The organism is Pseudomonas lalkuanensis, from assembly GCF_008807375.1.
Classification (GTDB): Bacteria; Pseudomonadota; Gammaproteobacteria; order Pseudomonadales; family Pseudomonadaceae; genus Metapseudomonas; species Metapseudomonas lalkuanensis.
This window is the reverse complement of the sequence record NZ_CP043311.1, coordinates 719,563-745,867: the sequence shown is the minus strand read 5'-3', so window position 1 is coordinate 745,867 and position 26,305 is coordinate 719,563. Positions and strand designations below refer to the sequence as shown.

25 protein-coding genes are annotated in these 26,305 nt (G+C 65.5%); 16 read left to right on the top strand and 9 right to left on the bottom strand.

Going from position 1 to position 26,305, the window contains the following annotated elements; translation table 11 throughout:
• Positions 1–7: 7 nt before the first annotated feature.
• The 3 genes from FXN65_RS03580 to FXN65_RS03570 are packed head-to-tail and all read right to left on the bottom strand — an operon-like array spanning position 8 to position 1,683.
• Entirely contained in the window at positions 8–598 is a 591-nt protein-coding gene (locus FXN65_RS03580) for an LON peptidase substrate-binding domain-containing protein (RefSeq protein ID WP_151131682.1), read from the bottom strand.
• Between the two features lie 9 nt (positions 599–607).
• A complete protein-coding gene (locus FXN65_RS03575) occupies positions 608–1,324 on the bottom strand; it encodes an LrgB family protein (RefSeq protein ID WP_151131681.1) in 717 nt (238 codons plus the stop codon).
• Positions 1,321–1,683: a CidA/LrgA family protein gene (locus FXN65_RS03570; RefSeq protein WP_151131680.1), complete on the bottom strand. Its 363-nt coding sequence runs from the start codon at positions 1,681–1,683 to the stop codon at positions 1,321–1,323. The genes FXN65_RS03575 and FXN65_RS03570 overlap by 4 nt, the downstream gene beginning before the upstream one ends.
• A 215-nt stretch (positions 1,684–1,898) precedes the next feature.
• On the opposite strand from FXN65_RS03570, the gene FXN65_RS03565 reads away from it, so the two are divergent.
• The 4 genes from FXN65_RS03565 (at position 1,899) to FXN65_RS03550 (ending at position 5,369) form a co-directional block, all read left to right on the top strand.
• Positions 1,899–2,354: a MaoC family dehydratase gene (locus tag FXN65_RS03565; RefSeq protein WP_151131679.1), complete on the top strand. Its 456-nt coding sequence runs from the start codon at positions 1,899–1,901 to the stop codon at positions 2,352–2,354.
• 85 nt (positions 2,355–2,439) lie between these two features.
• Positions 2,440–4,167 carry a C13 family peptidase gene (locus FXN65_RS03560; RefSeq protein WP_151131678.1) on the top strand — a complete coding sequence of 576 codons (1,728 nt, stop codon included), beginning with the start codon at positions 2,440–2,442 and terminating at the stop codon, positions 4,165–4,167.
• Between the two features lie 28 nt (positions 4,168–4,195).
• Positions 4,196–4,837, top strand: a complete 642-nt coding sequence (locus tag FXN65_RS03555; RefSeq protein WP_151131677.1) for an oxidoreductase — start codon at positions 4,196–4,198, stop codon at positions 4,835–4,837.
• A gap of 64 nt (positions 4,838–4,901) precedes the next feature.
• Positions 4,902–5,369, top strand: a complete 468-nt coding sequence (locus FXN65_RS03550) for a YbaK/EbsC family protein (RefSeq protein ID WP_151131676.1) — start codon at positions 4,902–4,904, stop codon at positions 5,367–5,369.
• Between the two features lie 84 nt (positions 5,370–5,453).
• Here FXN65_RS03550 and FXN65_RS03545 read toward each other — a convergent pair whose 3' ends face one another.
• From FXN65_RS03545 to FXN65_RS03530, 4 genes are all read right to left on the bottom strand, one after another.
• Positions 5,454–5,744 carry a YceK/YidQ family lipoprotein gene (locus tag FXN65_RS03545; RefSeq protein ID WP_151131675.1) on the bottom strand — a complete coding sequence of 97 codons (291 nt, stop codon included), beginning with the start codon at positions 5,742–5,744 and terminating at the stop codon, positions 5,454–5,456.
• Positions 5,737–6,366 (bottom strand): flavin prenyltransferase UbiX, encoded by a 630-nt coding sequence (gene ubiX, locus FXN65_RS03540; RefSeq protein ID WP_151131674.1) that lies wholly within the window; start codon positions 6,364–6,366, stop codon positions 5,737–5,739. The genes FXN65_RS03545 and ubiX overlap by 8 nt, the downstream gene beginning before the upstream one ends.
• A gap of 10 nt (positions 6,367–6,376) precedes the next feature.
• On the bottom strand, positions 6,377–7,729 hold the full coding sequence (gene mpl, locus FXN65_RS03535) for a UDP-N-acetylmuramate:L-alanyl-gamma-D-glutamyl-meso-diaminopimelate ligase (protein ID WP_151131673.1): 1,353 nt from the start codon (positions 7,727–7,729) through the stop codon (positions 6,377–6,379).
• Between the two features lie 175 nt (positions 7,730–7,904).
• On the bottom strand, positions 7,905–8,777 hold the full coding sequence (locus FXN65_RS03530) for a LysR substrate-binding domain-containing protein (RefSeq protein WP_151131672.1): 873 nt from the start codon (positions 8,775–8,777) through the stop codon (positions 7,905–7,907).
• Between the two features lie 130 nt (positions 8,778–8,907).
• Between FXN65_RS03530 and FXN65_RS03525 the strand changes: the two genes are divergently transcribed.
• From FXN65_RS03525 to phnX, 3 genes are all read left to right on the top strand, one after another.
• Positions 8,908–10,065, top strand: a complete 1,158-nt coding sequence (locus FXN65_RS03525) for a 2-aminoethylphosphonate--pyruvate transaminase (protein WP_151131671.1) — start codon at positions 8,908–8,910, stop codon at positions 10,063–10,065.
• 308 nt (positions 10,066–10,373) lie between these two features.
• A complete protein-coding gene (locus FXN65_RS03520) occupies positions 10,374–11,702 on the top strand; it encodes an MFS transporter (RefSeq protein ID WP_151131670.1) in 1,329 nt (442 codons plus the stop codon).
• A 39-nt stretch (positions 11,703–11,741) separates the two neighbouring features.
• Positions 11,742–12,569: a phosphonoacetaldehyde hydrolase gene (gene phnX / locus FXN65_RS03515; protein WP_151131669.1), complete on the top strand. Its 828-nt coding sequence runs from the start codon at positions 11,742–11,744 to the stop codon at positions 12,567–12,569.
• Positions 12,570–12,805: 236 nt separating this feature from the next.
• On the opposite strand, the gene FXN65_RS03510 is transcribed toward phnX, so the two are convergent.
• Positions 12,806–14,707 (bottom strand): sigma-54-dependent Fis family transcriptional regulator, encoded by a 1,902-nt coding sequence (locus tag FXN65_RS03510; RefSeq protein ID WP_151131668.1) that lies wholly within the window; start codon positions 14,705–14,707, stop codon positions 12,806–12,808.
• A gap of 317 nt (positions 14,708–15,024) precedes the next feature.
• On the opposite strand from FXN65_RS03510, the gene exaC reads away from it, so the two are divergent.
• Positions 15,025–16,545 carry an acetaldehyde dehydrogenase ExaC gene (gene exaC, locus FXN65_RS03505; protein WP_151131667.1) on the top strand — a complete coding sequence of 507 codons (1,521 nt, stop codon included), beginning with the start codon at positions 15,025–15,027 and terminating at the stop codon, positions 16,543–16,545.
• 248 nt (positions 16,546–16,793) lie between these two features.
• Here the strand turns inward: exaC and qhpR are convergent, their stop codons facing one another.
• Complete coding sequence (gene qhpR, locus FXN65_RS03500) at positions 16,794–17,846, bottom strand: AraC-like transcriptional regulator QhpR (protein ID WP_151131666.1); 1,053 nt, start codon at positions 17,844–17,846, stop codon at positions 16,794–16,796.
• Between the two features lie 298 nt (positions 17,847–18,144).
• Here qhpR and eat point away from each other — a divergent pair, with 298 nt between their 5' ends.
• The 8 genes from eat (at position 18,145) to ppa (ending at position 26,288) form a co-directional block, all read left to right on the top strand.
• Positions 18,145–19,512, top strand: coding sequence for an ethanolamine permease (gene eat, locus FXN65_RS03495; RefSeq protein ID WP_151131665.1), 1,368 nt, complete (start codon positions 18,145–18,147; stop codon positions 19,510–19,512).
• A 55-nt stretch (positions 19,513–19,567) separates the two neighbouring features.
• Positions 19,568–20,962, top strand: coding sequence for an ethanolamine ammonia-lyase subunit EutB (locus tag FXN65_RS03490; protein ID WP_151131664.1), 1,395 nt, complete (start codon positions 19,568–19,570; stop codon positions 20,960–20,962).
• A 16-nt stretch (positions 20,963–20,978) separates the two neighbouring features.
• Positions 20,979–21,812, top strand: a complete 834-nt coding sequence (eutC, locus tag FXN65_RS03485; RefSeq protein ID WP_151131663.1) for an ethanolamine ammonia-lyase subunit EutC — start codon at positions 20,979–20,981, stop codon at positions 21,810–21,812.
• 217 nt (positions 21,813–22,029) lie between these two features.
• Entirely contained in the window at positions 22,030–23,286 is a 1,257-nt protein-coding gene (locus FXN65_RS03480; protein ID WP_151131662.1) for an OprD family porin, read from the top strand.
• Between the two features lie 165 nt (positions 23,287–23,451).
• Complete coding sequence (locus FXN65_RS03475; protein ID WP_151131661.1) at positions 23,452–23,910, top strand: GNAT family N-acetyltransferase; 459 nt, start codon at positions 23,452–23,454, stop codon at positions 23,908–23,910.
• A 283-nt stretch (positions 23,911–24,193) separates the two neighbouring features.
• A complete protein-coding gene (locus FXN65_RS03470; protein WP_151131660.1) occupies positions 24,194–24,853 on the top strand; it encodes a DedA family protein in 660 nt (219 codons plus the stop codon).
• Between the two features lie 10 nt (positions 24,854–24,863).
• Positions 24,864–25,682 carry a M90 family metallopeptidase gene (locus FXN65_RS03465; protein WP_151131659.1) on the top strand — a complete coding sequence of 273 codons (819 nt, stop codon included), beginning with the start codon at positions 24,864–24,866 and terminating at the stop codon, positions 25,680–25,682.
• Between the two features lie 78 nt (positions 25,683–25,760).
• Positions 25,761–26,288, top strand: coding sequence for an inorganic diphosphatase (ppa, locus tag FXN65_RS03460; RefSeq protein ID WP_004420411.1), 528 nt, complete (start codon positions 25,761–25,763; stop codon positions 26,286–26,288).
• Positions 26,289–26,305 lie beyond the last annotated feature (17 nt).

Below are 26,305 nucleotides of genomic sequence, written 5' to 3'. Positions count from 1 at the left end.
TCCCGCCTCAGGCGATGGATTCGCCCTGCAGCTGATCCAACAACCCCTGGAGGAAATCCAGGCGTTCGTCCGGATCGCTCAGGGTCAGCAGGTGAATCTTTTCCTTGATATTGAAGGGCAGCAGATAGGACAGCTGGTTGGCCAGCGCCTGCTGCCCGTGCACCACGCCGCCCATGCCCAGCCCCTGGACCATCGGATGCTCGGCCAGGGCATTGAGCAAGGCCGCGAGGTCGGCGTGCTCCGGACGCAGCGGCCGCTCCGGTTCGTCATCCAGCCATTCCACCTCCGCGAGGGTCAGCTGGTCGTGCAGCACTTCCGCCTTGCTCACATGGAAGCGCCGGCCGCCCTCCACGCGAATACCCAGCAAACCATTGGGGCGCTGCTGCCAGTCGCGGACCAGCGCCTCGCAACCGATGGCGGCGAAGCGGCTGGCGGCCTCGCCCACTTCCTGGCCTTCGAGGATGCACACCACGCCGAAGCCTTCGTCTCGCTTCATGCAGCGCCCGATCATGTCCAGGTAGCGCGCCTCGAATATCTGCAGATCCAGGGTGCAGCCCGGAAACAACACGGTGTTGAGCGGAAACAGCGGCAGCTTCATGCATCGACCTCAAGCAATCATGGCAACGGCGAGCGGCAGCAGCACCGCAGTGGCAACGCCCATCAGGCTCATCGCCAGGGCAGCGAAGGCGCCGCACTCCTCGCCTTCCTGCAATGCCCGCGCAGTACCCACGGCGTGGGCGGTGAGCCCCAGGGCCATGCCCTGGGCAGCCGGATGGTGCACACCACAACGGCGCAGCAGCTCCGGCCCGAGCATGGCGCCAAGCACGCCGGTAATCAGCACGAACACCGCCGCCAGGGCGGCCACACCACCAAGCTGCTCGGCCACCAGCATGGCGATGGGCGAAGTCACCGACTTCGGCAACAGGGTCATCAGCACCATCTGCTCGGTGCCGAACCACCAGCCCAGCGCCGCTACCGACAGCGTAGCGAAGAGCCCGCCGAACACCAGCGTCAGCAGGGTGGGCCAGAACAGCTGGCGAATCCGCCGCAGATTGAGGAACAACGGCACCGCCAGCGCCACCGTGGCCGGGCCGAGGAACACCGTCAGCAACTGGGTACTCTGACGGTACTCCTGATAGGTGATACCGAACGCCAGCAATACGCCGATCAGCAGCAGCATCGACAGCAGCACCGGCTGCAGGAACACCCAGCGGGTCTTCTCGTAGGCAGCCAGGGCCAGCTGGTAGGCCGCCAGCGTCACGCCGAAACCGAACAGGGGGTGATGCACCACCGCCTGCACGGCGGCCTGCCAGTCGAGGTTCATGCGTCCTCCTCGCGGCGTGCCTGGCGCTCGATGAGTTTCTGCATCAGCCAGCCACAGAAGAGGAAGGCGGCCAGCAGGGACAGCACCAGGACCCCGACAATGGCCCAGAAGTCCGCCCAGATGGCCTGGGCATAGACCATCACGCCCACAGCCGGCGGCACCAGCAGCAGCGGCAGGTAACGCAGCAGGCTGCTGGCGGCCAGGCTCAGCGGCTCGCTCACTTCGCCACGCGCCAGCAGATAGAGGAAGAGCAGCACCAGGCCGATGATGGGCCCGGGCAGCATGGACAGGAACAGGGCATTGAGCCCGCTACCGATCAGCTGGAACAGCACCAGCCAGGTCAGTCCGCGCAACAGCATGAGGTTCTCCACGGGTCAGGTCCGGCCAGGCGGGCCTTGGCCGGGACGGGGGCATTATAGGCTTGCCCGCCGCCGCGCTATAACCCGCCATTCGCAGGGGGCATGCTGTCTTGACCCGCCCCTTCCGGCGTGTTGATCTACGCCGTGCACGCAAGCGAGGGGCCAAGCCCCCCGAACCAGAAGAATTACAACACTGCATCCACGGAGGATGACGTATGGCGTACGTACCAGTAGCGGAACTGAAGAACTACGTTGGCAAGGAATTGGGCCACTCGGACTGGATAAGCATCGACCAGAACCGCATCAACCAGTTCGCCGAATGCACCGAAGACCACCAGTTCATCCACGTCGACCCTGAGCGCGCCAAGCAGACCCCCTTCGGTTCCACCATCGCCCACGGCTTCCTCAGCCTGTCGCTGATTCCGAAGCTGATCGACGGCCTGCTGGTCCTGCCCGAAGGCGCGAAGATGGTCGTCAACTACGGCCTCGACAGCGTTCGCTTCATCCAGCCGGTGAAGGTGGATTCCCGCGTGCGCCTGGCCGTGAAGGTCATCGACGTCAACGAGAAGAATCCCGGCCAGTGGCTGATCAAGGCCCTCTGCACCCTGGAAATCGAAGGCCAGCAAAAGCCCGCCTACATCGCCGAATCCCTGAGCCTCTGCTTCGTCTAAGCCGCGGCAACGCAACAAAAAAAGCCCGCAGCTGCGGGCTTTTTTGCGCCAAACTGAAGGGCAGATGCCAGGAAAAGGACACCCGATGAAGCCGCTTCTGCCCCTCACGCTCGCACTGCTACTTGCGGCCTGCGGCGAAGGAGAACCCCTGACCCCGCCGGACGCCCGCCTGCCGGACGGGTCCCGCTATCGTGGCGAGCTGGTCGACGGTCTGCTGCAAGGTCCGGGGCGCCTGGACTACAACAACGGCACCTGGTTCGAGGGGCAGTTCAAAGATGGCCAGCCGGATGGCCGGGGCGAATGGCACGGCCCCAACGGGCTGGTCTACAGCGGCGAGTTCAAGGCCGGCCTGTTCCACGGGCAGGGCCGCCTCGACTATGGCAATGGCACCACCTACGAAGGCGGCTTCGCCCACAACCAGTTCGATGGCGAAGGCACCCTGCGCCAGGGCGGTATCACCTATCGCGGCCAGTTCCGCAATGACAAATACCAGGGCTTCGGCAGCCTCGAGTGGCCCGATGGCAGCAACTATCAAGGCCTCTTCAGTGCCGGCACGCCGGACGGCGAAGGGGTCCGCACCGACGAAGCCGGCAACCGTTTCAGCGGCCGCTTCAAGCGCGGCCAGCTCCAGGGGCAGGGCGCCTACCAGGGCGAAGACGGCTCCCACTACATCGGCGAATTCAAGGACAGCCTGTTCGACGGCAAGGGTCGCTTCACCAGTGCCGACGGCGATATCTGGAGCGGCAGGTTCAAGGAGGGCGACCTGGTTGGCGAGGGCGAATTCATCGGTGCCGACGGCAGCCATTACCAGGGCCACTTCAAGCACTGGCGCTACCAGGGTGAAGGCAAGCTGTCCCTGGCCGACGGTAGCCGCTACCAGGGACACTTCAACGACGGTCTCTACAGCGGTACCGGCAAGCTGACACTGGCAGACGGCACGCATGAAGCGGGCGTCTGGCAGGACGGCACGCGCATCCGCGACGAACAGGGCAAGGCCCTGCCCGATCCCCTGGAAGTCGGCCTGCTGGCCCAGGGCGGCCTGCTCCAGCGGGCGATCGACGCCGTGCCGGCCTCCACCCCGGAGGTGGAGCTCTACTCCATCAGCCTCGCCGGCGACGGCCGCCAGAGCGTGTTCCTGCGCGAGGCGGACTATGTTTCCAGGCTCCTGGCCGAACGCTTCGGCGCCCACGGCCAGATCACCCTGGTCAACCACCGCGAGCACATGACCGATCGCCCCCTGGCCACCCGCGAAAGCCTTGCCCGGTCCATCCAGGCGGTCGCCCGGCGCAGCGGTCCGGAAGACCTGGTGTTCATCTACCTGACCAGCCACGGCTCGCCGACCCACGAACTGGCCCTGGAGCAACCCGGCCTGCTGCTGGACCACCTGCCGGCACAGGAACTCGCGAACCTGCTCGAGCCTCTCGAGGACAGGTACAAGGTGCTGGTGATTTCCGCCTGTTACTCCGGCGGTTTCATTCCCCCCTTGAAGGATGAGAAGACCCTGATCATGACCGCAGCCCGCTCCGATCGCGTGTCCTTCGGCTGTTCCGAAGAGAACGACTTCACCTACTTCGGCCGCGCCCTGTTCGCCGACGCCTTCAGCGAAACCGATGACCTGGAACGCGCCTTCAGCATCAGCAAGGAGAAAGTCGCCGAACGTGAGAAAGCCGACGACTTCGAAGCATCGGAACCGCAGATCTGGGCGCCTAAGGCCGTCATCGCACGCTGGCGGGCACTGCGCGAACACCAGGCGGAGCAAGCCCTGACCGCGCAGAGCAGCGCGAACGCCGACAAAACCGCGCGCAACCACTAAGCTCAGCGTGTATCAGCGGAGAAACAACATGCATTTGACGCCCCAGCACATACTGCTCGCCGGCGCCACTGGACTGACCGGCGAGCACCTGCTCGACCGCCTGCTCAACGAACCCACGGTCGCCAGGGTCGTGGCGCCGACCCGTCGCCCCCTGGCCGAGCACCCGCACTTGCAGAACCCCGTCGGGCCACTGGTCGAACTGCTGCCGCAATTGCAAGGCCGGATAGACGTCGCCTTCTGCTGCCTGGGCAGCACCATCCGCCAGGCCGGTTCCCAGGAAGCCTTCCGCGCGGTCGACCTGGATCTGGTCCTGGCCTTCGCCCGGCGCGCCCGCGAACTGGGCGCACGGCACTTCATCGTGATCAGCGCCCTGGGTGCCAGCCAGGCGTCGCCGATCTTCTACAACAAGGTGAAAGGCGAGATGGAAGAGGCCTTGAAAGCCATGGACTGGCCGCAGCTGACCATCGCCCGCCCCTCCCTGCTGATGGGACCGCGCAACGAGTTCCGCTTCGGCGAGCGCCTTGCGGCGGCCGTCATGCGCTGGCTGCCAGGCAAGTACCGGGGCATCGACGTCTGCACCCTGGCCCGCGCGCTCTGGCGCCTGGCGCTGGAGGAACAGGACGGGGTTCGCATCATCGAGTCGGACGAACTGCGCCGGCTGGGCCGCTGAATCCGGATTGACGCAGGCCCCGCGCCTGCACAAGGATTCGTGCCTTGACCAGGAGGGATCGCCCATGAGCCTTGAATCGGTCCGCGCTTTCTTCGCCGGCAAGGCGCCGGAAATCGACATCATCGAACTGCATACCAGCACCGCCACCGTGGCACTGGCCGCCGAAGCTCATGGCGTCGAGCCGGGCCGCATCGCCAAGACCCTGGCCTTCCGCGTTGGCGAGGACGCCGTGCTGGTGGTGGCCCGTGGCGACGCGCGGATCGACAACCGCAAGTTCAAGGAAGCCTTCGGCACCAAGGCCAGGATGCTGGATGCCGAGACAGTGGAAGCCCTGACCAGCCACCCGGTGGGCGGCGTCTGCCCGTTCGGGCTGGCAACCCCGCTGCCGGTCTACTGCGACCGTTCCCTGCAGGCCTTCGACGAAGTGGTGCCGGCAGCCGGCGCCGTGCACAGCGCCGTACGCATCGCCCCGGACTACATGGCCGAGCTGGTGGAAGCGAAATGGGTGGATGTCTGCCAGGAACCGGCGTAGGCGATTGCTGCAAGACCTGTGGGAGCGAATTCACTCGCGAATGAATTGGCTTCCACAAATACCCCGTCCATCACCCCCAGGTGTTCAATACCCGCCCGAAACCCCGAGCACCACCCCCATCTCCGCCGCCACCGCAAAGGGCAACAGCAGCGTGTCCAGCAGCGCGCTGGCCGGCAGGTCCAGGGCCGGATAGGCCGGCGGCTCGACGCCGAAACGGTCCACCGGGCAGCAGCCGCCATTGAGCGAATACCAGTCCAGGCGGGTGCCGGAATAGATGATCGGCGCCCCGGGCTTGGCGGCATTGAGGGTGCCGACAGTGGCGCAGCCCTGCAGCAGGGCCAGCGCCAGGACGGCCGACGCAAGGCGCTTAGTCATCGACGCCCTGATGGTGTTCGCCCCAGCGCGGCAGCATGTCCTGGGGGATGTCCAGCAGGTTGAGGATGCGCGCCACCACGAAGTCCACCAGGTCATCGATGGTCTGCGGCTGGTGATAGAAACCCGGCGAGGCCGGCACGATCACCGCACCCAGGTTGGAGAGCTTGAGCATGTTCTCCAGGTGGATGCTGGAATACGGCGCCTCGCGCGGCACCAGGATCAGTTGGCGGCGCTCCTTCAGGGTCACGTCGGCGGCGCGCTCGATCAGGTTGTTGCAGGCGCCGGTGGCGATGGCCGAAAGCGTGCCGGTGGAACAGGGCACCACCACCATGGCCGCTGGCGCGCCCGAGCCGGACGCCACCGGGGACATCCAGTCTTCCTTGCCGTAGCAGCGAATCTGTCCCGGCGCGGCGCCGGTGTATTCGCTGAGGAACGCCTGCATGGCCTGGGGCTTGGCCGGCAGGGTGACGTCGGTTTCGGTGGCCATCACCAGCTGCGCCGCCTTGGAGATCAGGAAGTGCACCTCTCGGTCTTCCTGGATCAGGCAGTCAAGCAAGCGCAGGCCGTACTGGGCACCGGATGCGCCAGTCATCGCCAGGGTGATGCGGGAAGGTCCAGTCATCGCCAGTTCCTTACTGTTCGAGCGCCTTGGCCAGCTTGCCGTGCAGGCCGCCGAAACCGCCGTTGCTCATGATCACCACCTGAGTACCAGGGCGAGCCAGTGCCTTGACCTCGGCGATGATGCTCTCCAGCGAGGTACAGACCTGTGCAGGCACCGGACAGGCCATGGCGGTTGCAGCCAGGTCCCAGCCGAGGTTCGGCGGCGCGTACCAGAACACCTGGTCGGCCAGCTTCACCGAGTCCGGCAGGCCGTCGCGGTGGGCACCTAGCTTCATGGAGTTGGAACGCGGCTCGATCACCGCCACCACGGGTGCGTCGCCAACGCGTTTGCGCAGGCCGTCGAGGGTGGTGGCGATGGCGGTGGGATGGTGGGCGAAATCGTCGTAGATGGTTACGCCGTTCACTTCAGCCACCTTCTCCATGCGCCGCTTGACGCTCTTGAAGGCGGACAGCGCAGCGACGCCCAGTTCCGGCACCACGCCGACATGGCGGGCGGCGGCCAGGGTGGCCAGGGCGTTGGCGACGTTGTGCTGGCCGGTCAGCTCCCAGTCCACGGTGCCGGCGACCGCACCTTCGAACAGCACTTCGAAGCGCGAGCCGTCCTCGGCCAGCAGGCGCGCCTGCCATTGGCCGCCTTCGCCAGTGGTCTGCACCGGGGTCCAGCAGCCCATCTCCAGCACACGCTTGAGGGCGGTTTCGGAGGTTGGGTGGATGACCAGCCCCTCACCGGGAATGGTCCGCACCAGATGGTGGAACTGGCGCTCGATGGCGGCGAGGTCGGGGAAGATATCCGCGTGGTCGAATTCCAGGTTGTTGAGGATGGCGGTGCGCGGGCGGTAGTGGACGAACTTGGAGCGCTTGTCGAAGAAGGCGCTGTCGTACTCATCGGCCTCGACCACGAAGAAAGGCGTGCCGCCCAGACGGGCCGACACACCGAAGTTCTGCGGTACACCGCCAATCAGGAAACCCGGGCTCATGCCGGCATGCTCCAGCACCCAGGCCAGCATGCTGGTGGTGGTGGTCTTGCCATGGGTGCCGGCCACTGCCAGCACCCAACGGCCTTGCAGCACGTGGTCGGCCAGCCACTGCGGGCCGGAGACATAGGGCAGGCCCTTGTTCAGCACGTATTCCACGGCGGGGTTGCCGCGGGACAGCGCGTTGCCGACCACCACCAGGTCCGGTGCCGGATCCAGGTGGGCGGGCTCGTAACCCTGCATCAGCTCGATCCCCTGAGCCTCCAGCTGGGTGCTCATGGGCGGGTAGACATTGGCGTCGGAGCCGGTGACACGGTGGCCAAGTTCCTTGGCCAGCACCGCCAGCGACCCCATGAAGGTGCCGCAGATGCCGAGGATGTGGATATGCATGGATGACCTCTGAAACGGGCCGCCCCGGCCCGGAAAAAACTTGTCGCAGGTTAGCACAGCACCCCTGCCACCCCTATTTCCGTGGAAGCGAATTCATTCGCGAATGGGACGCGAAGCGGCCCCCAATGCCGCATCGCGAATAAACTCGCTCCCACAGTGAAGAAGAAGCCTGCCGCTAGCCGCCGTTCGACCTCACGATGGCGAAAAAGGTCTCGATGATCCGCCGCGAGCCCTGCTCCCGCAGGCACACCAGCGTCTCGGTCATGCGCTGCAGGCAATCGCGGATCGGCAGCACATGCACGTTGGCGCTGGCGCCCACTTCGGCCGCCGACACCAGGCCGACGCCAAGGCCGGCGGCGACCATCTCGAAAGTCGCCTCGCGGCCTTCAACCTCGATGGCCGGACGGATGGCGATGCCGGCGCGGCGCATCTCCTCTTCGAGGATCTGCCGGGTCATGGAACCGCGCTCGCGCAGCACCATCGGCATGTCCTCCAGGTCGGCGAGGACGATGGAGTCCCGCGTGGCCCAGGGGTGCGAGTGGGCGACGAAGGCCACCAGCGGGTCACTGCTCAGCACCTGGGTGATCAGGCTGTCGTCCTCGACCACCCGCCCCAGCAGCGCGAAGTCCGCCTTGTACTCCTGCAACCGGCGCAGGCACTCGTCGCTGTTGCCGGTGACCAGGCTCACGCGGATGCCGGGAAAACGCTCGCAGAAGCGCGCGATATGCCCCAGCAGGTGCACCGGCGAGTCCACCGCCAGGGTCAGGCTGCCGGTCTCCAGCGCCCGCGAGGTGGACAACAACTCCTCGGCTTCGCCCTCGGCGGCGAACAGCCGCTGAGTGATGGCCAGCAGCCGCCCGCCCAGGTCGGTCAGTTGCACGGCGCGCTTGTTGCGGTGGAACAGAAGGATGCCGAAGCGCTCCTCCAGCTTGCGCACCTGGTCAGAAACCGCCGGCTGGCTGAGGAACAGCGCCTCGGCCGCGCGAGTGAAATTGCCGTGCACCGCCACGGCATGAAAGGCCTTGAGCTGTGCCTGGGAAACCGCCATTCGCCTGCACCTCGATAAATAAGCTCAACTTATTTTTGAAATACTATAAATCGATTTTTTTTATTTCCAGGGAATTGGTTTTATCTCTCCATCGCAACGCGCCCTCACCAGAACAACGCTGGAGACGACCATGACCAAAGCCGAATTCCCCACCAACACCCAACCGCTGGCAGCCCCCGCCCTCGGCGAGCCCTACCTGCTGACCCCCGGCCCGCTGACCACCTCCAGGGCCACCAAGGAAGCCATGCTGCGAGACTGGGGCTCGTGGGACGGCGCCTTCAACCTGGTGACCGCCGAAGTGCGCCAGGAACTGCTCTCCATGGCCGGCGTGCAGGACGACAGCTTCGCCTGCGTCCCCCTGCAAGGCAGTGGCAGCTTCTCGGTGGAAGCGGCCCTGGCCACCGCCATCCCCCGCGACGGCAAGTGCCTGGTCCTCATGAACGGTGCCTATGGCCAGCGCGCCGCCAAGACCCTGGACTACCTCGGCCGCGCCTGCATCACCCTGGACAAGGGCGACTACCTGCCGCCGCAGCCGGCGGAAGTCGACGCCCTGCTGAAGGCCAACCCGGACGTCACCAACGTCTTCCTGGTCCACTGCGAAACCAGCTCCGGCATCCTCAACCCGCTGCGCGAAATCGCCGACGTGGTGAAGGCACACGGCAAGAGCCTGATCGTCGACGCCATGAGCTCCTTCGGCGCCGTACCGCTGACCGTGAATGAAATCGCCTTCGACGTAATGGTGTCTTCGGCCAACAAATGCATCGAAGGCATCCCCGGCTTCGGCTTCGTGATCATCCGTCGCGCCGTACTCGAAGCCGCGAAGGGCCGCGCCCACTCCCTCGCCCTCGACATCTACGAACAGTGGCTCTACATGGAGCGCACGGGCCAGTGGCGCTTCACCCCGCCGACCCACAGCGTCGTGGCCTTCCGCTGCGCGCTGGAACAGCATGCCGCCGAGGGTGGCGTACCGGGCCGCCTGGCGCGCTACAGCCGCAACCGCGACGTGCTGGTGGCCGGTATGCGCGACATCGGTTTCCAGACCCTGCTGGAGGACCGGTGGCTGTCGCCGATCATCACCACCTTCTTCAGCCCGGAACATCCGAACTTCGAGTTCAAGCGCTTCTACGAGGAGCTGAAGTCCCGCAATTTCATCATCTATCCCGGCAAGCTGACCGTGGCCGAGAGTTTCCGCATCGGCTGCATCGGCCAGATCGACGAGCACATCGTCCGCCAGCTGCTGCGCGCCATCGCCGACACGCTCCAGGTGATGGGCGTGGACATGAAATGACCCGCGATTGAAACGGCTACCCACGTCGAAGGGCTGGCCCATTCCAGGTCACCCACCGTCCTGAGACGGTTCCCGCTGCGGGTAGCGGGGCCGGGGTGCGGTGACCTTTTTCTGAAACATATCCGTAGTAAACCGACCGCTCGGAAACGCCGGGCAGGGAGCTTCCGTAGCGCAGAACCTCATCCATCCGCCTGACGCCACGACCGCTGCCATCTGACCAAGGCCGTGCGTTTAGACAGCCCAGCAGCAAAACAACAACAACCTCCCTATTTGCACTGTCCGGCATACCCACACGGGGTCAGAAATCCATGAACAACAACGCAGGTGCCTTGCACAGCGGCTGGAAGTCCCTCCAGCGCTGGCGCGTCCAGATCTTCCTCATCACCTGGCTGGCTTACGCCGCCTTCTACTTCACCCGCAAAGCCTTCTCCGTCGCCAAGCTCGGCATCGGCGAGGACCCGAGCTTCGAACTCGACAAGGCCGCGATGGCCAACCTCGACGCCCTCTACCTCACTGCCTACGCGGTGGGCCAGTTCACCTGGGGCATCTTCGCCGACCGCTTCGGCCCACGAGTCGTAGTGCTTGGCGGCCTGGTGATCTCCGCCCTGGCAGCGGTCGCAATGGGCACCTTCGCCACCTTGCCGATCTTCGCCACCTGCATGGTGGTCCAGGGCCTGGCCCAATCCACCGGCTGGTCGGGGCTGTGCAAGAACATCGGCAGCTTCTTCGCCACCCGCGAACGCGGCCGCGTGCTGGGCTACTGGAGTACCTGCTACGCCTTCGGCGGCCTGGTGGCCACGCCCTTCGCCGGCTGGTGGGCCTATGACGTATTCCACGACTGGCGCATGGCGTTCATCTCCTCCGCCCTGGTGGTTGGGGCCGTCGCCGTGCTGTTCTTCTTCCTGCAGCGCAACACGCCGGAAGACGTGGGCCACGCCCCGGTTGAAGTGGAAGCCACCAGCAGCGGTCCGCGTGAAAGCCACTGGAATGCCCTGCGCAAGGTGATCAGGAACCGCACCGTGCTGGTCCTGGGCCTGGCCTACTTCCTGCTCAAGCCCGCCCGCTACGCCATCCTCCTGTGGGGCCCGGTGATCGTCTACGAGCGCATGCCGGCCATCGGCAAGGTCGCCTCGGCCATCGTCCCCACCGCCTTCGAGCTGGCCGGCCTGGTGGGCCCGATCCTGATCGGCATCGCCTCGGACAAGCTCTTCGGCGCCCGCCGCATGCCAGCCTGCGTATTCAGCCTGATCGCCCTCACCGTGTGCCTGGCGCTGTTCGTCCCGGCCATGCAGAGCGGCAGCCTGTACCTGGTGGTCGGCCTGCTGTTCATGATGGGCATGACCCTCTACGGACCGGATTCGATGATCAGCAGCTCCGCCGCCATCGACTTCGGCACCCAGGAAGCCGCCGGCACCGCCGCGGGCTTCGTCAACGGCTGCGGCTCGGTAGGCGCCATCCTCGGCGGCCTGCTGCCGGGCTACTTCGACACCACCACCGTCTTCCTGGTGTTCACCGCCGCGGCGCTGCTGGCCAGCCTGATGCTGGTGCCCTTCTGGAACAGCCGCCCGCAAACCCTGAAAACGCCGGAAAACCTCCCGGCCAACGGTCAACCGGCCATCGCCGGGGCCAGAACCTGAATTCCCTTGGCCAACCTGCAATCCGCTGGAGTCCTCACCATGCACTACAAGCAACCCACTCAACTCAAAGCCGCGATCCTCGACTGGGCCGGTACCGTCGTCGATTTCGGTTCCTTCGCGCCGACCCAGATCTTCGTCGAGGCCTTCGCCGAGTTCGGCGTCGCCGTCTCCCTGGAAGAAGCCCGCGGCCCGATGGGCATGGGCAAATGGGATCACATCCGCACCCTCTGCGACGTGCCGGCCATCGGCGAACGCTACCGCGCCGCCTTCGACCGCCTGCCGACGGACGATGACGTCACCGCCATCTACGAACGCTTCATGCCGCTGCAGATCGAGAAGATCGGCCTGCACTCGGCGCTGATCCCCGGCGCCCTCGACGCCATCGCCACCCTGCGTAGCAAGGGCCTGAAGATCGGCACCTGCTCCGGCTACCCGGCGGTGGTGATGGCCAAGGTGGTGGAACTGGCCCGCGAGAACGGCTACACGCCGGACCACGTGGTGGCCACCGACGAAGTGCCCAATGGGCGTCCGCACCCGGCCCAGGCCCTGGCCAACGTGATCGCCCTCGGCATCGACGACGTCGCCGCCTGCGTGAAGGTGGACGACACCTGGCCCGGCATCCTCGAAGGCCGTAGCGCAGGCATGTGGACCGTTGCCCTGACCTGCTCGGGCAACGCCCTGGGCCTGACGTACGAACAGTTCAAGGCGCTGCCGAAGGACAAGCTGGACCAGGAGCGCGCGCGCATCGGCCAGATGTTCGAGGGTTCGCGCCCGCACTACCTGATCGACACCATCGCCGACCTGCCGGCGGTGATCGACGACATCAACAAACGCCTGGCCCGCGGCGAAACCCCGCAAGGCGCCTGATTGGAACCGGGGTCTGCCGTCGGCCCCTCCCCCGGCGGGCAAGGATGCCCGCACCTGAAAACGAAAAGCCCGGTCCCTCGAATGAGGGCCGGGCTTTTTTGCGCCGGATGTAGCGGCAAACCAGTGGGGGCGATTTCATTCGCGAAGGGATGCACAGCATCCCCCTGCAATCCCGAAGGCCGGCCCTGCGGTCCGGTGGGCGAATGAATTCGCCCTTACAACGGTTTCGCGATGTCCTAGCCCCGAGTCGCGATGGCGTGCTTGCGCAGCTTCCGGTACAGGGTATTGCGGCTGATGCCGAGCTGTTCGGCGGTGCGGGTCATGTGCCAGCGCTGGCTCTCCAGGGCATTCAGCAATGCCGTGCGCTCGGCGTCGTCCAGCGGGCTGGCCACGGGTTCGGACGTTGCAGGTGTGGGCGCCGCGCGCAGCACTTCACGGGGCAGGTCGGACAGGCGAATGATGCCGTCCTCGCACAACGCCGCCAGGGTACGCAGCACGTTGCGCATCTGCCGCACGTTGCCCGGCCAGTGGTAATCCAGCAGCACCTGGCGCGCCTCTTCGGTGAGCACGACGCGCACACCCCGCGCCTCTTCCGCCAGCAGGTAGTGCAGCAGCTCCGGCTTGTCGCTGCGCTCGCGCAGGGGCGGCAGGTCGAGGATCAGGCCGTTGAGGCGATAGAACAGGTCCTCGCGGAAACCGCCGCTCTGAACCCGCTCCTCCAGGGCGCGGTGGGTGGCACTGATGATGCGCACATCCACCGGCAGCGGCTCGCCGCCAATGGGCACCACCTGGCGCTCTTCCAGCACCCGCAAGAGGCGGGTCTGCAGCGCCAGCGGCATGTCGCCGATCTCGTCGAGGAACAGGGTGCCGCCGTCGGCCTGCTGCAGCTTGCCGCGCATGCCTTCCTTGCGCGCACCGGTGAAGCTGCCGCCGCGATAGCCGAACAGTTCGCTCTCGATCAGGGTTTCCGGAATGGCCGCGCAGTTCAACGCCACGAAGGGCCGCTCGCTGCGGGAGCTGGCCTGGTGCAGAGCGCGGGCGAAGGCCTCCTTGCCGGAACCGGTTTCGCCGTTGATCAGCAGTGGCACGTCCCGTTCGTACACGCGCAGGGCGCGGCGAAAGTCATTCTGCAGCGCAGCATCGCCCAGGCAGATTCCGGGGCGTGCTGCCTTCGGCAACTCCAGCGGAATCGGTTGAGGAACGCTGCGAGCCTGGCCGCGCAAGGCGGCGAACAGGGAGCGGCCATTACGCGTGCGCAGCGGCCAGCTGGTCACCGGTTGCGGCGTGGCGCGGCCCAGCAGATCGTCCAGACGGCAATCGAAGAAGGCTTCCACCGGCTGGCCGATCAGGCGCTCGCGTGGCAGGCCCAGCAGGTTGATCGCACTCTGGTTCACGGCACTGATCCGCCCTTCCCCGTCGAACGCCAACAGGCCCTCGCTGAACAGCCCGATGTACTCGGCCTGGAGATGGAAGCGCAGCAGCCATTCGCCTTCGAATCGGCGCAGGAAGTAGCAACTCTCGATCATCTTGGCCGAGAGATTGACCAGTGCCATGGTGTGGAACTGGCTCTGGCGCGAGACGTCGTGCCGCGCGGATGACACATCGAGCACCGCCATCAGGTCGCCCTGCGGGTCGAAGACCGGGCTGGCGGAGCAGGTGAGGCCGGTGTGGCGGCTGCGGAAATGCTCGTCCTGGTGAATGGTCAGCGCCTGGCGCTCCACCACGCAGGTGCCGATACCGTTGGTGCCCTCGCTGGACTCGCTCCAGTCGGCGCCGAGCCAGAGCCCGGCGCGTTCGAAGGTGGGGCGCTCGGCGTGGGCGGTCACGCAGTTGAGGATCACCCCGCGGGAGTCGGTCAGCAGCACGGCGTGGCCGGCTCCGGAGAGCTGGCGATAGAGGTTGTTCATCTCGCCATTGGCCACTTCCAGCACCTGCTGCATGCGCTCACGGCATTCGAGCATGCGCCCGTGCTCCAGCACCGTGGGCGCCACAGCCTGGGCCGGATCCAGGTGGTAGTCCTCCAGGCAACGCAGCCAGGAGCGGGCGATGGACGGGTCGGCGGCGGGCCCGCTGGCCTGCGCCTTTCCCTGTGCCAGGGTCATCACCTGTTGGGCGTGACGACTGAGAGGATTCTGCATTGTTGTTCTTCTCCAGTGCGGGCTTCCCGGGAGGCAGCCCTGGCCGTGGAACGGCACCCGCATCGACGCAGCATCCTCCAGCGCTGATGCCTTTGCAATGGTTGCCTGACCCACTGGTCACCCGCTGTGCCAGATGCGTGACAAAGTGTCACCCTCAGTTGTACCGGGCCTGCCACATCCACTCCCAAGCACAGGTACATGCCAGCCACAAAACCGCTCTGGAACGGCACTTCCGGCACTCTGGCCCAGCCCTTGCTCCAGTAGGAACAAACGCCAACCGCGTCTTTGCAACTACAACAAGAGACAGGAGAAACACCATGCGTTACGCCCAACCCGGTACCCCCGGCGCTGTCGTTTCCTTCAAGTCCCGCTACGGCAACTACATCGGCGGCGAATTCGTCGCCCCGGTCAAAGGCCAGTACTTCACCAATACCTCGCCGGTGAATGGCCAGCCGATCGCCGAATTCCCCCGCTCCACTGCCGAAGACATCGAGAAAGCCCTGGATGCCGCCCACGCCGCCGCCGATGCCTGGGGCCGCACCTCCGTACAGGACCGTTCGAACATCCTGCTGAAGATCGCCGACCGCATCGAGCAGAACCTCGAAGTCCTGGCCGTCACCGAAACCTGGGACAACGGCAAGCCGGTTCGCGAAACCCTGAACGCCGACATCCCGCTGGCCGCCGACCACTTCCGCTACTTCGCCGGCTGCATCCGCGCCCAGGAAGGCGGCGCCGCCGAGATCAACGAAAACACCGTCGCCTATCACATCCACGAACCGCTGGGCGTGGTCGGCCAGATCATCCCGTGGAACTTCCCGCTGCTGATGGCCGCGTGGAAGCTGGCCCCGGCCCTGGCCGCCGGCAACTGCATCGTGCTGAAACCCGCCGAGCAGACCCCGCTGGGCATCGCCGTGCTGATGGAGCTGATCGGCGACCTGCTGCCGGCTGGCGTACTCAACGTGGTGCAAGGCTTCGGCAAGGAAGCGGGCGAAGCCCTGGCCACCAGCAAGCGCATCGCCAAGATCGCCTTCACCGGCTCCACCCCGGTGGGTTCGCACATCCTCAAGTGCGCCGCCGAGAACATCATTCCCTCCACCGTGGAGCTGGGCGGCAAGAGCCCGAACATCTACTTCGAAGACATCATGCAGGCCGAGCCGGCCTTCATCGAAAAGGCCGCCGAAGGCCTGGTGCTGGCCTTCTTCAACCAGGGTGAAGTCTGCACCTGCCCATCCCGCGCCCTGGTGCAGGAATCCATCTACCCGGCGTTCATCGCCGAGGTGATGAAGAAGGTCAAAGCCATCAAGCGCGGCGACCCGCTGGACACCGACACCATGGTCGGCGCCCAGGCCTCGCAACAGCAGTTCGAGAAGATCCTCTCCTACCTCGACATCGCCCAGCAGGAAGGCGCGGAAGTGCTTACCGGCGGCGCTGTGGAGAAACTGGAAGGCAGCCTGTCCACCGGCTACTACATCCAGCCGACCCTGCTGAAGGGGCACAACAAGATGCGTGTGTTCCAGGAAGAAATCTTCGGCCCGGTGGTGGGCGTCACCACCTTCAAGGACGAAGCCGAAGCCCTGGCGATTGCCAACGACACCGAGTTCGGCCTCGGCGCCGGCCTGTGGACCCGCGACATCAACCGCGCCTACCGCATGGGCCGCGGCATCAAGGCCGGCCGCGTGTGGACCAACTGCTACCACCTGTACCCGGCGCACGCCGCCTTCGGTGGCTACAAGAAGTCCGGCGTCGGCCGCGAAACCCACAAGATGATGCTCGACCACTACCAGCAGACCAAGAACCTGCTGGTGAGCTACGACATCAACCCGCTGGGCTTCTTCTGATCCCCGGCACCTGAATAAAAAAACGCGGCCTCGGCCGCGTTTTCTTATTCCTGTAGCACCCAATTCTTCCCGTAGGTTGTGGCAGAGCGCAGCGAAGCCCAACCTACGATTCGGCTCTTCCTGTGGGGGCGATTTCAATCGCTAACCGGACCGCAGGTTCGGCCATAGGGGTTGCGGGGAGATGCTGCGCATCCCATCGCGAATAAATTCGCCCCCACGAATAAACACCTATCTGGCGTGACTCGACCTCAGCGCTCATCCCCCCGCCACTGCCTCGGGCTCACGCCGAACCAGCGGCGGAAGGCGCGGGAGAACGCGCTGGTTTCGGAGTAGCCGAGCAAGGGCGCCAGTTCGGAGATGGGCCGCTGCCGTTGGCGCAGGTAGTGCAGCGCCAAGTCGCGACGGGTCTGCTCCACCAGCTGGCTGAAGCTGAGGTTCTCTTCGCGCAGGCGGCGCTGCAGGCCCGCCGGGGTCATCTCCAGGCGCTCGGCGATCTGTTCCAGGCTGGGTTCGCCGAGGCTCAGGGCCAGACGAATCTGCGTGCCCGCCTCTTCCAGCAGGCTCGGCCCGCAGCCCTGCTCGCCCAGGCGACGGATCACGTCCTGGAACAGGAACAGCAGATTGGGATCGGCCTCGGGCATCGGCTTGCCCTGCACATCGCCCTTGGGCACCAGCAGGAAATTGCACGGCCGGCCGAACTGCACCGGCGCACCGAAGACCTGGCTGTGCTCCTGCCAGCCCTCCGGGCGGTCATGCTCGAAGGCCACCGCGCGCGGGGACCAGTCGCGGCCCAGCACATGGCGGATCAGGTTGAGCGCCATGCCCATGGTGAGCTCGGCGTCCTGGCGGCGATCGAGGATCGCGCCGTGACGAACCTGGTAGTCGAAGCGGAAGCACTCGCCGCAATCCACCAGGCGGATCAGGGTGCTGTGCTGGTGATAGGGAAAGGCCGCGGCGAAGTTCTTCAGCGCCTCCTCCAGGGTCGCCGAGCTGAGCCCGACATAGCCCAGCAGCCCCAGCGCGCGGGGCTGGAACTGCTGGCCATAGCGCAAGCCGAAGTTGTCGCAGCCCGACTGCCGCGCGGCCTCTTCCAGCACCTGGCAATAGTTGGGCAATGCCAGGCTCAGGGTCGGGTGCAGCAGCTGCTCCGGGTCGATGCCGGCGCGGCCGAAGATGCGGTCAAGGTCGCCGCCCTGATCCGTGATGAAACGGTCGAGACCGCTGGCGGCAGCCGACAGCACACCGACGTTGCTGGCCATGTTCGCCTGCAGGCTGGCACTGGAAAACAGGGGCTGGCTCATCACGGACTACCAAGTCTTTTTTTGATCACACGTCCAAGCAAAACCCATGCCCTCACGCCGCGCCTTCCAGGCATTGGCCGCAGCCCGCGCGCGAGGGCCATTTACGGGCCAAATCCGTGCATTTCTCCGGCCTCTGCCCCACGCCGGAGCAGGGCTCGTGGGGCGATGGGTAACAAAGCGACACAACTTGACCGCACAGGCCGCACATGGCGTTCCACGGTCAAGTCCTGCGGAGGGTCGCTGGATAAGATCGAGCCTGGTCATCCACCAACGACGCCCTCTGGGGCGAGGAGTCCCGATGAGCACAACACAACTAAAACCAACGCTCGGCACCCTGCACCTCTGGGGCATCGCAGTCGGCCTGGTGATCTCCGGTGAATACTTCGGCTGGAGCTACGGCTGGGGCACGGCCGGCACCCTCGGCTTCCTGGTTACCGCCCTGCTGGTCGCCACCATGTATACCTGTTTCATCTTCAGCTTCACCGAACTGACCACCGCCATTCCCCACGCGGGCGGCCCCTTCGCCTACAGCCGCCGCGCCTTCGGCGAGAAGGGCGGGCTGATCGCCGGCATCGCCACCCTGATCGAGTTCGTCTTCGCCCCACCGGCCATCGCCATGGCCATCGGCGCCTACCTCAACGTGCAGTACCCGGAGCTGGACCCGAAGCACGCAGCGGTAGGCGCCTATATCGTGTTCATGACCCTGAACATCCTCGGCGTCAGCATCGCCGCCACCTTCGAGCTGGTGGTCACCGTGCTGGCCGTGGCCGAGCTGCTGGTGTTCATGGGCGTGGTAGCGCCGGGCTTCAGCTTCTCCAACTTCGTCCTCAACGGCTGGGCCGGCTCCAATGAATTCAGCGGCGCGGCCATCTCCGGCATCTTCGCCGCCATCCCCTTCGCCATCTGGTTCTTCCTCGCCATCGAGGGCGCGGCCATGGCGGCCGAAGAAGCCAAGGACCCGAAACGCACCATCCCGCGTGCCTACATCGCCGGCATCCTGACCCTGGTGTTCCTGGCCATCGGCGTGATGATCATGGCCGGCGGCGTCGGCGACTGGCGCGCGCTTTCGAACATCAACGACCCGCTGCCGCAAGCGATGAAAGCCGTGGTCGGCAATGACTCCACCTGGATGCACATGCTGGTGTGGATCGGCCTGTTCGGCCTGGTGGCCAGCTTCCACGGCATCATCCTCGGCTACTCGCGCCAGTTCTTCGCCCTGGCCCGCGCCGGCTACCTGCCCCGTGGCCTGGCCAAGCTGTCGCGCTTCCAGACCCCGCATCGCGCCATCATCGCCGGCGGCGTGGTGGGTATCGCCGCCATCTACAGCGACGGCCTGGTGAACCTGCAGGGCATGACCCTGACCGCCGCGATGATCACCATGAGCGTGTTCGGCGCCATCGTGATGTACATCATCAGCATGCTCAGCCTGTTCAAGCTGCGCGCCAGCGAACCGAACCTGGAACGCACCTTCCGCGCGCCGGGCTATCCGGTGGTTCCCGCCATCGCCCTGGTGCTGGCCGTGGTCTGCCTGCTGGCGATGGCCTGGTTCAACACCTTGATCGGATTCATCTTCCTTGGCTTCATGGCGGCGGGGTATATCTACTTCCAGTTCACCGCCCACCATCGCGCCGATGCTCCGGCGGATGCCCTGCTGAACCGCGCCTGACCCTCCCGCGCCCCAGTGCAGGAAGGCTGGGGCGCCTCACCAAGGAGAGCTTCGAGTGAGCAGTTTTTCCCATAGCGTCGGCGGTGAAACCTGGCGCTTCGACAGCCTCAAGGAAGTCATGGCCAAGGCCAGCCCGGCGCGCTCCGGTGACTACCTGGCCGGTGTCGCCGCCGCCAGCGACGGCGAGCGAGTCGCCGCGCAGATGGCCCTGGCCGACATTCCCCTGAAGCACTTCCTCGACGAGGCGCTGATTCCCTACGAGGAAGACGAAGTCACGCGGCTGATCATCGACAGCCACGACCGCGCCGCCTTCGATCCGGTCAGCCACCTCACCGTCGGCGGCTTCCGCGACTGGCTGCTCAGCGAGCATGCCGACGAAGCCAGCCTGCGCGCCCTGGCCAAGGGCCTGACGCCAGAGATGGCCGCTGCCGTGTCGAAGATCATGCGCGTGCAGGACCTGGTACTGGTGGCGCAGAAAATCCGCGTCATCACCCGCTTCCGCAACACCATGGGCCTGCGCGGCCGACTCTCGACCCGCCTGCAACCCAACCACCCGACCGACGAACCTGCCGGCATCGCCGCGAGCATTCTCGACGGCCTGCTCTATGGCAACGGCGATGCCATGCTCGGCATCAATCCGGCCACCGACAGCATTTCCTCCATCTGCGCGATGCTGGAAATGCTCGACGCGATCATCCAGCGCTACGAGATTCCCACCCAGGCCTGCGTGCTTACCCACGTCACCACCTCCATCGCCGCCATCGAGCGCGGCGTACCGCTGGACCTGGTGTTCCAGTCCATCGCCGGCACCGAGGCGGCCAACGCCAGCTTCGGCATCAGCCTGAAGATTCTCCAGGAAGGCTACGAAGCCGGCCTGTCGCAAAAGCGCGGCACCCTCGGCAACAACCTGATGTACTTCGAGACCGGCCAGGGCAGCGCGCTTTCAGCCAACGCCCACCACGGTGTCGACCAGCAGACCTGCGAGACCCGCGCCTACGCGGTTGCCCGGCACTTCAACCCGTTCCTGGTGAACACGGTGGTGGGCTTCATCGGCCCGGAATACCTCTACAACGGCAAGCAGATCATCCGCGCCGGCCTGGAAGATCACTTCTGCGCCAAGCTGCTGGGCGTGCCCATGGGCTGCGACATCTGCTACACCAACCACGCCGAAGCCGACCAGGACGACATGGACACCCTGCTGACCCTGCTGGGTGTCGCCGGGATCAACTTCATCATGGGCATTCCTGGCTCCGACGACGTGATGCTCAACTACCAGACCACCTCCTTCCATGACGCCCTCTACGCCCGGCAAAGCCTCGGCCTGAAGCCGGCACCGGAATTCGAGGCCTGGCTGGAACGCATGGGCATCCTGGTGCAGAGCGATGGCCGGGTCATGCTCGGCGACCAGCTGCCGCCCGCCTTCCGCCAGGCCATCGCGCGACTGGCCTGACCCCGAGGAGAGATGTATGAAAACTCCACGCCCCATCTCCGGCCACACCGCCAACCCCTGGGAGGAGCTACGCCGCCTGACCCCCGCGCGCATTGCCCTGGGGCGCGCCGGCATCAGCCTGCCCACCCACGCGCAATTGAACTTCCAGTACGCCCACGCCCAGGCGCGGGACGCGGTACACCTGCCGTTCGACCACGCGGGCCTCGGTGCCGCGCTGGCCGAACGCGGCCGCGACACCCTGCTGCTGCACAGCGCCGCGACCGACCGCGACACCTACCTGCAACGCCCGGACCTCGGCCGGCGCCTGGATGCGGCCTCGCGGGAAAAACTGCAGGAGCACGCCCGCGCCCATCCCGGCGGCTATGACCTCGCGGTGGTGGTGGCCGACGGCCTGTCCGCCCTGGCCGTGCAGCGCCACAGCCTGCCCTTCCTGGAACGCATGGAAGAACAGGCCACGACCGAAGGCTGGTCGCTCTCGCCGGTGGTACTGGTGCAACAGGGGCGCGTGGCGGTGGCTGACGAAATCGGCGAACTGCTGGGCGCGAAGATGGTGGTGATCCTGATCGGCGAACGCCCCGGCCTCAGCTCGCCGGACAGCCTCGGCCTGTACTTCACCTGGGCGCCGAAAGTGGGCCTCACCGATGCCTATCGCAACTGCATTTCCAACGTGCGTCTGGAAGGCCTCAGCTACGGCATGGCCGCCCATCGCCTGCTCTACCTGATGCGCGAGGCCTGCCGTCGCCAGCTGTCCGGGGTGAACCTGAAGGACGAGGCCGAAGTACCGAGCCTTTCCGGCGAACCGGACCGCGCCCTGGCCGGTAATTTCCTGTTGGCCACCGACCACCACTGAACCCGCGGCGCAGATGCGCCGCCGTGATCTTCTCGCTCCTGCTCCAGTGCTCGCTGCATTCACCGGCAGCCCCGATGGTCGTTGACCGCACCCGGACGTCCTTGCAACCGCTCTGAACCGCTGGTCGCCGCGAAGCGCGCGGCGCCAGATCGTCGGCTAGACACAAATCAAGCCGTCCCAGAAGTCGGCAGCCTCGAACACCATCAGGAGCACCGCGATGCAAGCGACCCAACTGAGCGCCCTGGCGCTGGCGGTTTGCGCCGCCATCAGCCTGCCCGCCCTCGCCAGCGAGCAGTCCGAATCCAAGGGTTTCGTCGAAGATGCCAGCGCTACCCTGCTGCTGCGCAACGCCTACTTCAACCGTGATTTCAAGGACGGCGCCGCCGACGCCAAGACCTGGGGCCAGGGCTTCATCGGCACCTTCGAGTCCGGCTTCACCCAGGGCACCATTGGGTTCGGCGTCGACGCCTACGGTTTGCTCGGCGTGAAACTGGACAGCGGTCGCGGCCGCAACTACAGCGCCTTCTTCGACACCGACAGCAACGGCCACCCGGTGGATGACCTCTCCGAAGCCGGTGGCGTGGTCAAGTTGCGCGCTTCCAACACCGTGCTGAAATACGGCAACCAGTTCCCCAGCCTGCCCGTGCTGGCCCATGACGACAGCCGCCTGCTGCCCCAGGCCTTCACCGGCACCCTGCTCACCAGCAAGGAAATCGAGGGGCTGGAACTTAACGTCGGCCGCTTCACCGGCGACAGCCCCATGGGCGACCCGGCGCGCGACCCCAACCACCTGAAGAGCATCGACGTGGTCGGCGGCAGCTACGCCGTCACCGACGATTTCAGCGTGACGCTCTACCACTCCGACGTGGAGGACATGTTCCGGAAGTACTACGCCAACCTGAACTACAACATCCCGTTCAATGAACTGCAGGCGCTGAACTTCGACTTCAACATCTACCGCACCAGATACGACGACGGCTCCGTGGCCGCCCTGGCCTTCGGTGGCGATGGCCAGGACGACCGGAACACCCTGTGGAGCCTGGCGGCCAAGTACAGCATCGGCGCCCACGCCTTCATCGTCGCCCACCAGCGCAACACCGGCGACGCCGGCTACGCCTACGACTTCGGTGACGGCGGCAGCACCATCTACGTGGCCAACTCCTACTACTCCGACTTCAACCTGGAAGACGAGCAGTCCTGGCAGGCCAGTTACGAGCTGGACTTCGGCGCCTACGGCGTGCCGGGCCTGACCTACAAGGTCGCCTACGTGCGCGGCACGGACATCGTCGCCGGCGGCGAGAACGATGGCACCGAGCGGGAGCTGTTCAACCAGTTCAAGTACGTGGTGCAGGACGGCGCGGCCAAGGACCTGTCCTTCAAGCTGCGCAACTCCATCTACCGCGCCGACAACCAGGTGGGGCCGGACCTCAACGAGGTGCGCGCCTTCATCGAGTACCCGCTGAACATCCTCTGACACGTACCCGTCTCGTGGCAGTAACGAGTAGTCACGAGACGACCCAACCGTTCAAACGCTTGCTTGGATTGCGCTTTCCACATTTTCTGGTGCAGCATCGAGTGCGTTGGCTGGCACAGCCCCTGCATCGCCAATCACGTCAATCCACAGATACCGAGGCCCATCATGCGCATCGTCCAAGCCACCCTGGAGCACCTGGACCTGCTTACGCCGCTGTTCGTGAAGTACCGTGAGTTCTATGGTGAACTGCCGTTCCCGGAGTCCTCGAAGAAGTTTCTGGAAAAGCGCCTGAGCCGCAAGGAGTCGGTGATCTACCTGGCCCTCGCCGATGACGACGACAGCCGCCTGCTGGGTTTCTGCCAGCTCTATCCGAGCTTCTCCTCGCTGGCCCTGAAGCGCGTATGGATTCTCAACGACATCTACGTCGCCGAGGACGCCCGCCGCCAGCTGGTGGCCGACCGCCTGCTGCAGACCGCGAAGAAAATGGCGCGGGAAACCAACGCCGTGCGCATGCGCGTGTCGTCCAGCGTGAGCAACGAAGTGGCGCACAAGGTGTACGAATCCATCGGTTTCCACGAAGACACCGAGTTCAAGAACTACATCCTGCCGATCAGCAGCGACTGACCCCGCTCCCAGGGCCCGGCCAGCGAGCCGGGCCCCTGCCTCCCCCCTGCACCAGCCATGGCGCGACCGCGAAGGCCGCCTGCTGCGCCGCGCAAGTCGACAGATGTCCTTTCCTGCGATTACAAGTGCGTGGATACGCATCCTTGCAAGGGAAATCACCCGAAACAGTCGTAACCTTTATGTCGTCCGCGGTTCGGACAACCGCTCACCGTCGCAGGGAAACTTCCCCCTATAATGCGTCGACAAGCGCCCTCACCCGCCGCAGTCACCCACAAGGCGTCTCATGGATTTCAACCCGATCGACCTCATCCTGCACCTGGACCAATACCTCAACCTGCTGGTCACCAACTACGGAACCTGGATCTACGCCATCCTATTCCTGGTCATCTTCTGCGAGACGGGCCTGGTGGTAACGCCCTTCCTGCCCGGCGACTCCCTGCTCTTCATCGCCGGCGCCGTCTGCGCCACCGGCGGCATGGACCCCTGGCTGCTCGGCGGCCTGCTGATGCTCGCCGCCATCAGCGGCGACAGCACCAACTACCTGATCGGACGCACTGCAGGCGAGCGCCTGTTCAGCAATCCGGACTCGAAAATCTTCCGCCGCGACTACCTGCAGCGCACCCACGAGTTCTACGACCGCCACGGCGGCAAGACCGTGACCATGGCGCGCTTCCTGCCCATCGTGCGGACCTTCGCCCCCTTCGTCGCCGGCGTGGGCCGCATGCCCTACGCCCGCTTCCTGGCCTTCAGCGTGCTCGGCACCCTCCTCTGGGTGGGCGGCCTGGTGACCCTGGGCTACTTCTTCGGCAACGTGCCCTTCATCAAGCAGAACCTTTCGCTGATGGTGATCGCGATCATCGGCGTGTCCCTGCTGCCGATGGCGATCGGCTTCGCCCGGAGCCACTTTCGCCCCTCCGGCAAAGGCGCCGAGCACTCGAGCTGACCCGCGTCCCATGTGGTCCTATCGCAGCTGGCGCCGCCGGCGCATCCTCGCCCGCAACCCGTTCACCGCCCAGCAGTGGGCGGCGGTGCAGCAACGCCTGCCGATCCTCGACGGCCTGGACGAAGCGGAAAACCAGCGCCTGCGCGAGCGCAGCGTGCTTTTCCTGCATGAGAAGCGCATCACCGCCCTGCCCGGCGTCGAGCTCACCCGCGAAGACCGCCTGACCCTCGCCGCGCTGGCCCAGCTGCCTCTGCTACACCTCCCGGACCTCAACTGGTACCAGGGCTTCCACGAACTGGTGCTCTACCCCGATGACTTCGTCAGCCCCCAGCGCCACCGCGATGCGGCGGGCGTGGAGCACGAATACGACGACGAGCGCAGCGGCGAATCCTGGCAGTACGGCCCGGTGATCCTCGCCTGGCCCGGCGTGAAGGCCAGCGGTGGCTGGGATGGCTACAACCTGGTGATCCACGAGCTGGCACACAAGCTCGACATGCTCAATGGCTCGCCCAATGGCCTGCCGCCGCTGCACCGCGACATGCGCCAGTCCGACTGGGCACTCGCCATGAAGACCGCCTTTGATTCACTGAACGCCCAGCTCGACCAGGATCCGGACGCCGAAACGCCGATCGACCCCTACGCGGCTGAAGATCCGGCGGAATTCTTCGCCGTCGCCAGCGAGTACTTCTTCACCGCACCGGACCTGCTGGAACAGGCCTTTCCCGCCGTCTACCGCCAGCTCCAGGCCTTCTACCGCCAGGATCCACTGGACCGCCTGAAACACTTGCAGGACACCCATCCCGACTATCGCGACGCGACCAATGGATGAGCACAACGGCGTGGCATCGGCCTCGGAATGTGCCTATAATCGCGCCCACTTTTTTGGCCCACCCCCTGGGAGTTGACCATGAGCTACAGCAAGATCCCGGCTGGCAAAGACCTGCCGAACGACATCTACGTCGCCATCGAAATCCCGGCCAACCACGCGCCGATCAAATACGAAATCGACAAGGACAGCGACTGCCTGTTCGTCGACCGTTTCATGGCCACCCCGATGTTCTACCCGGCCAACTACGGCTACATCCCGAACACCCTGGCTGACGACGGCGATCCCCTGGACGTACTGGTCGTCACCCCCTACCCGGTCGCTCCGGGTGCCGTAATCCGCGCCCGTCCGGTCGGCGTCCTGCACATGACCGACGAAGCCGGTGGCGACGCCAAACTGCTGGCCGTGCCCCACGACAAACTGAGCGTCCTCTACAAGGACGTGAAGGAATACACCGACCTGCCGGCCCTGCTCCTGGAGCAGATCAAGCACTTCTTCGAGAACTACAAGGACCTCGAAAAAGGCAAGTGGGTGAAAGTTGAAGGCTGGGGCAACGCTGACGAAGCCCGCGCTGAAATTACTAAAGCGGTTGCGGCCTACCAAAAGTAAGCCCCGACCTCTCATGA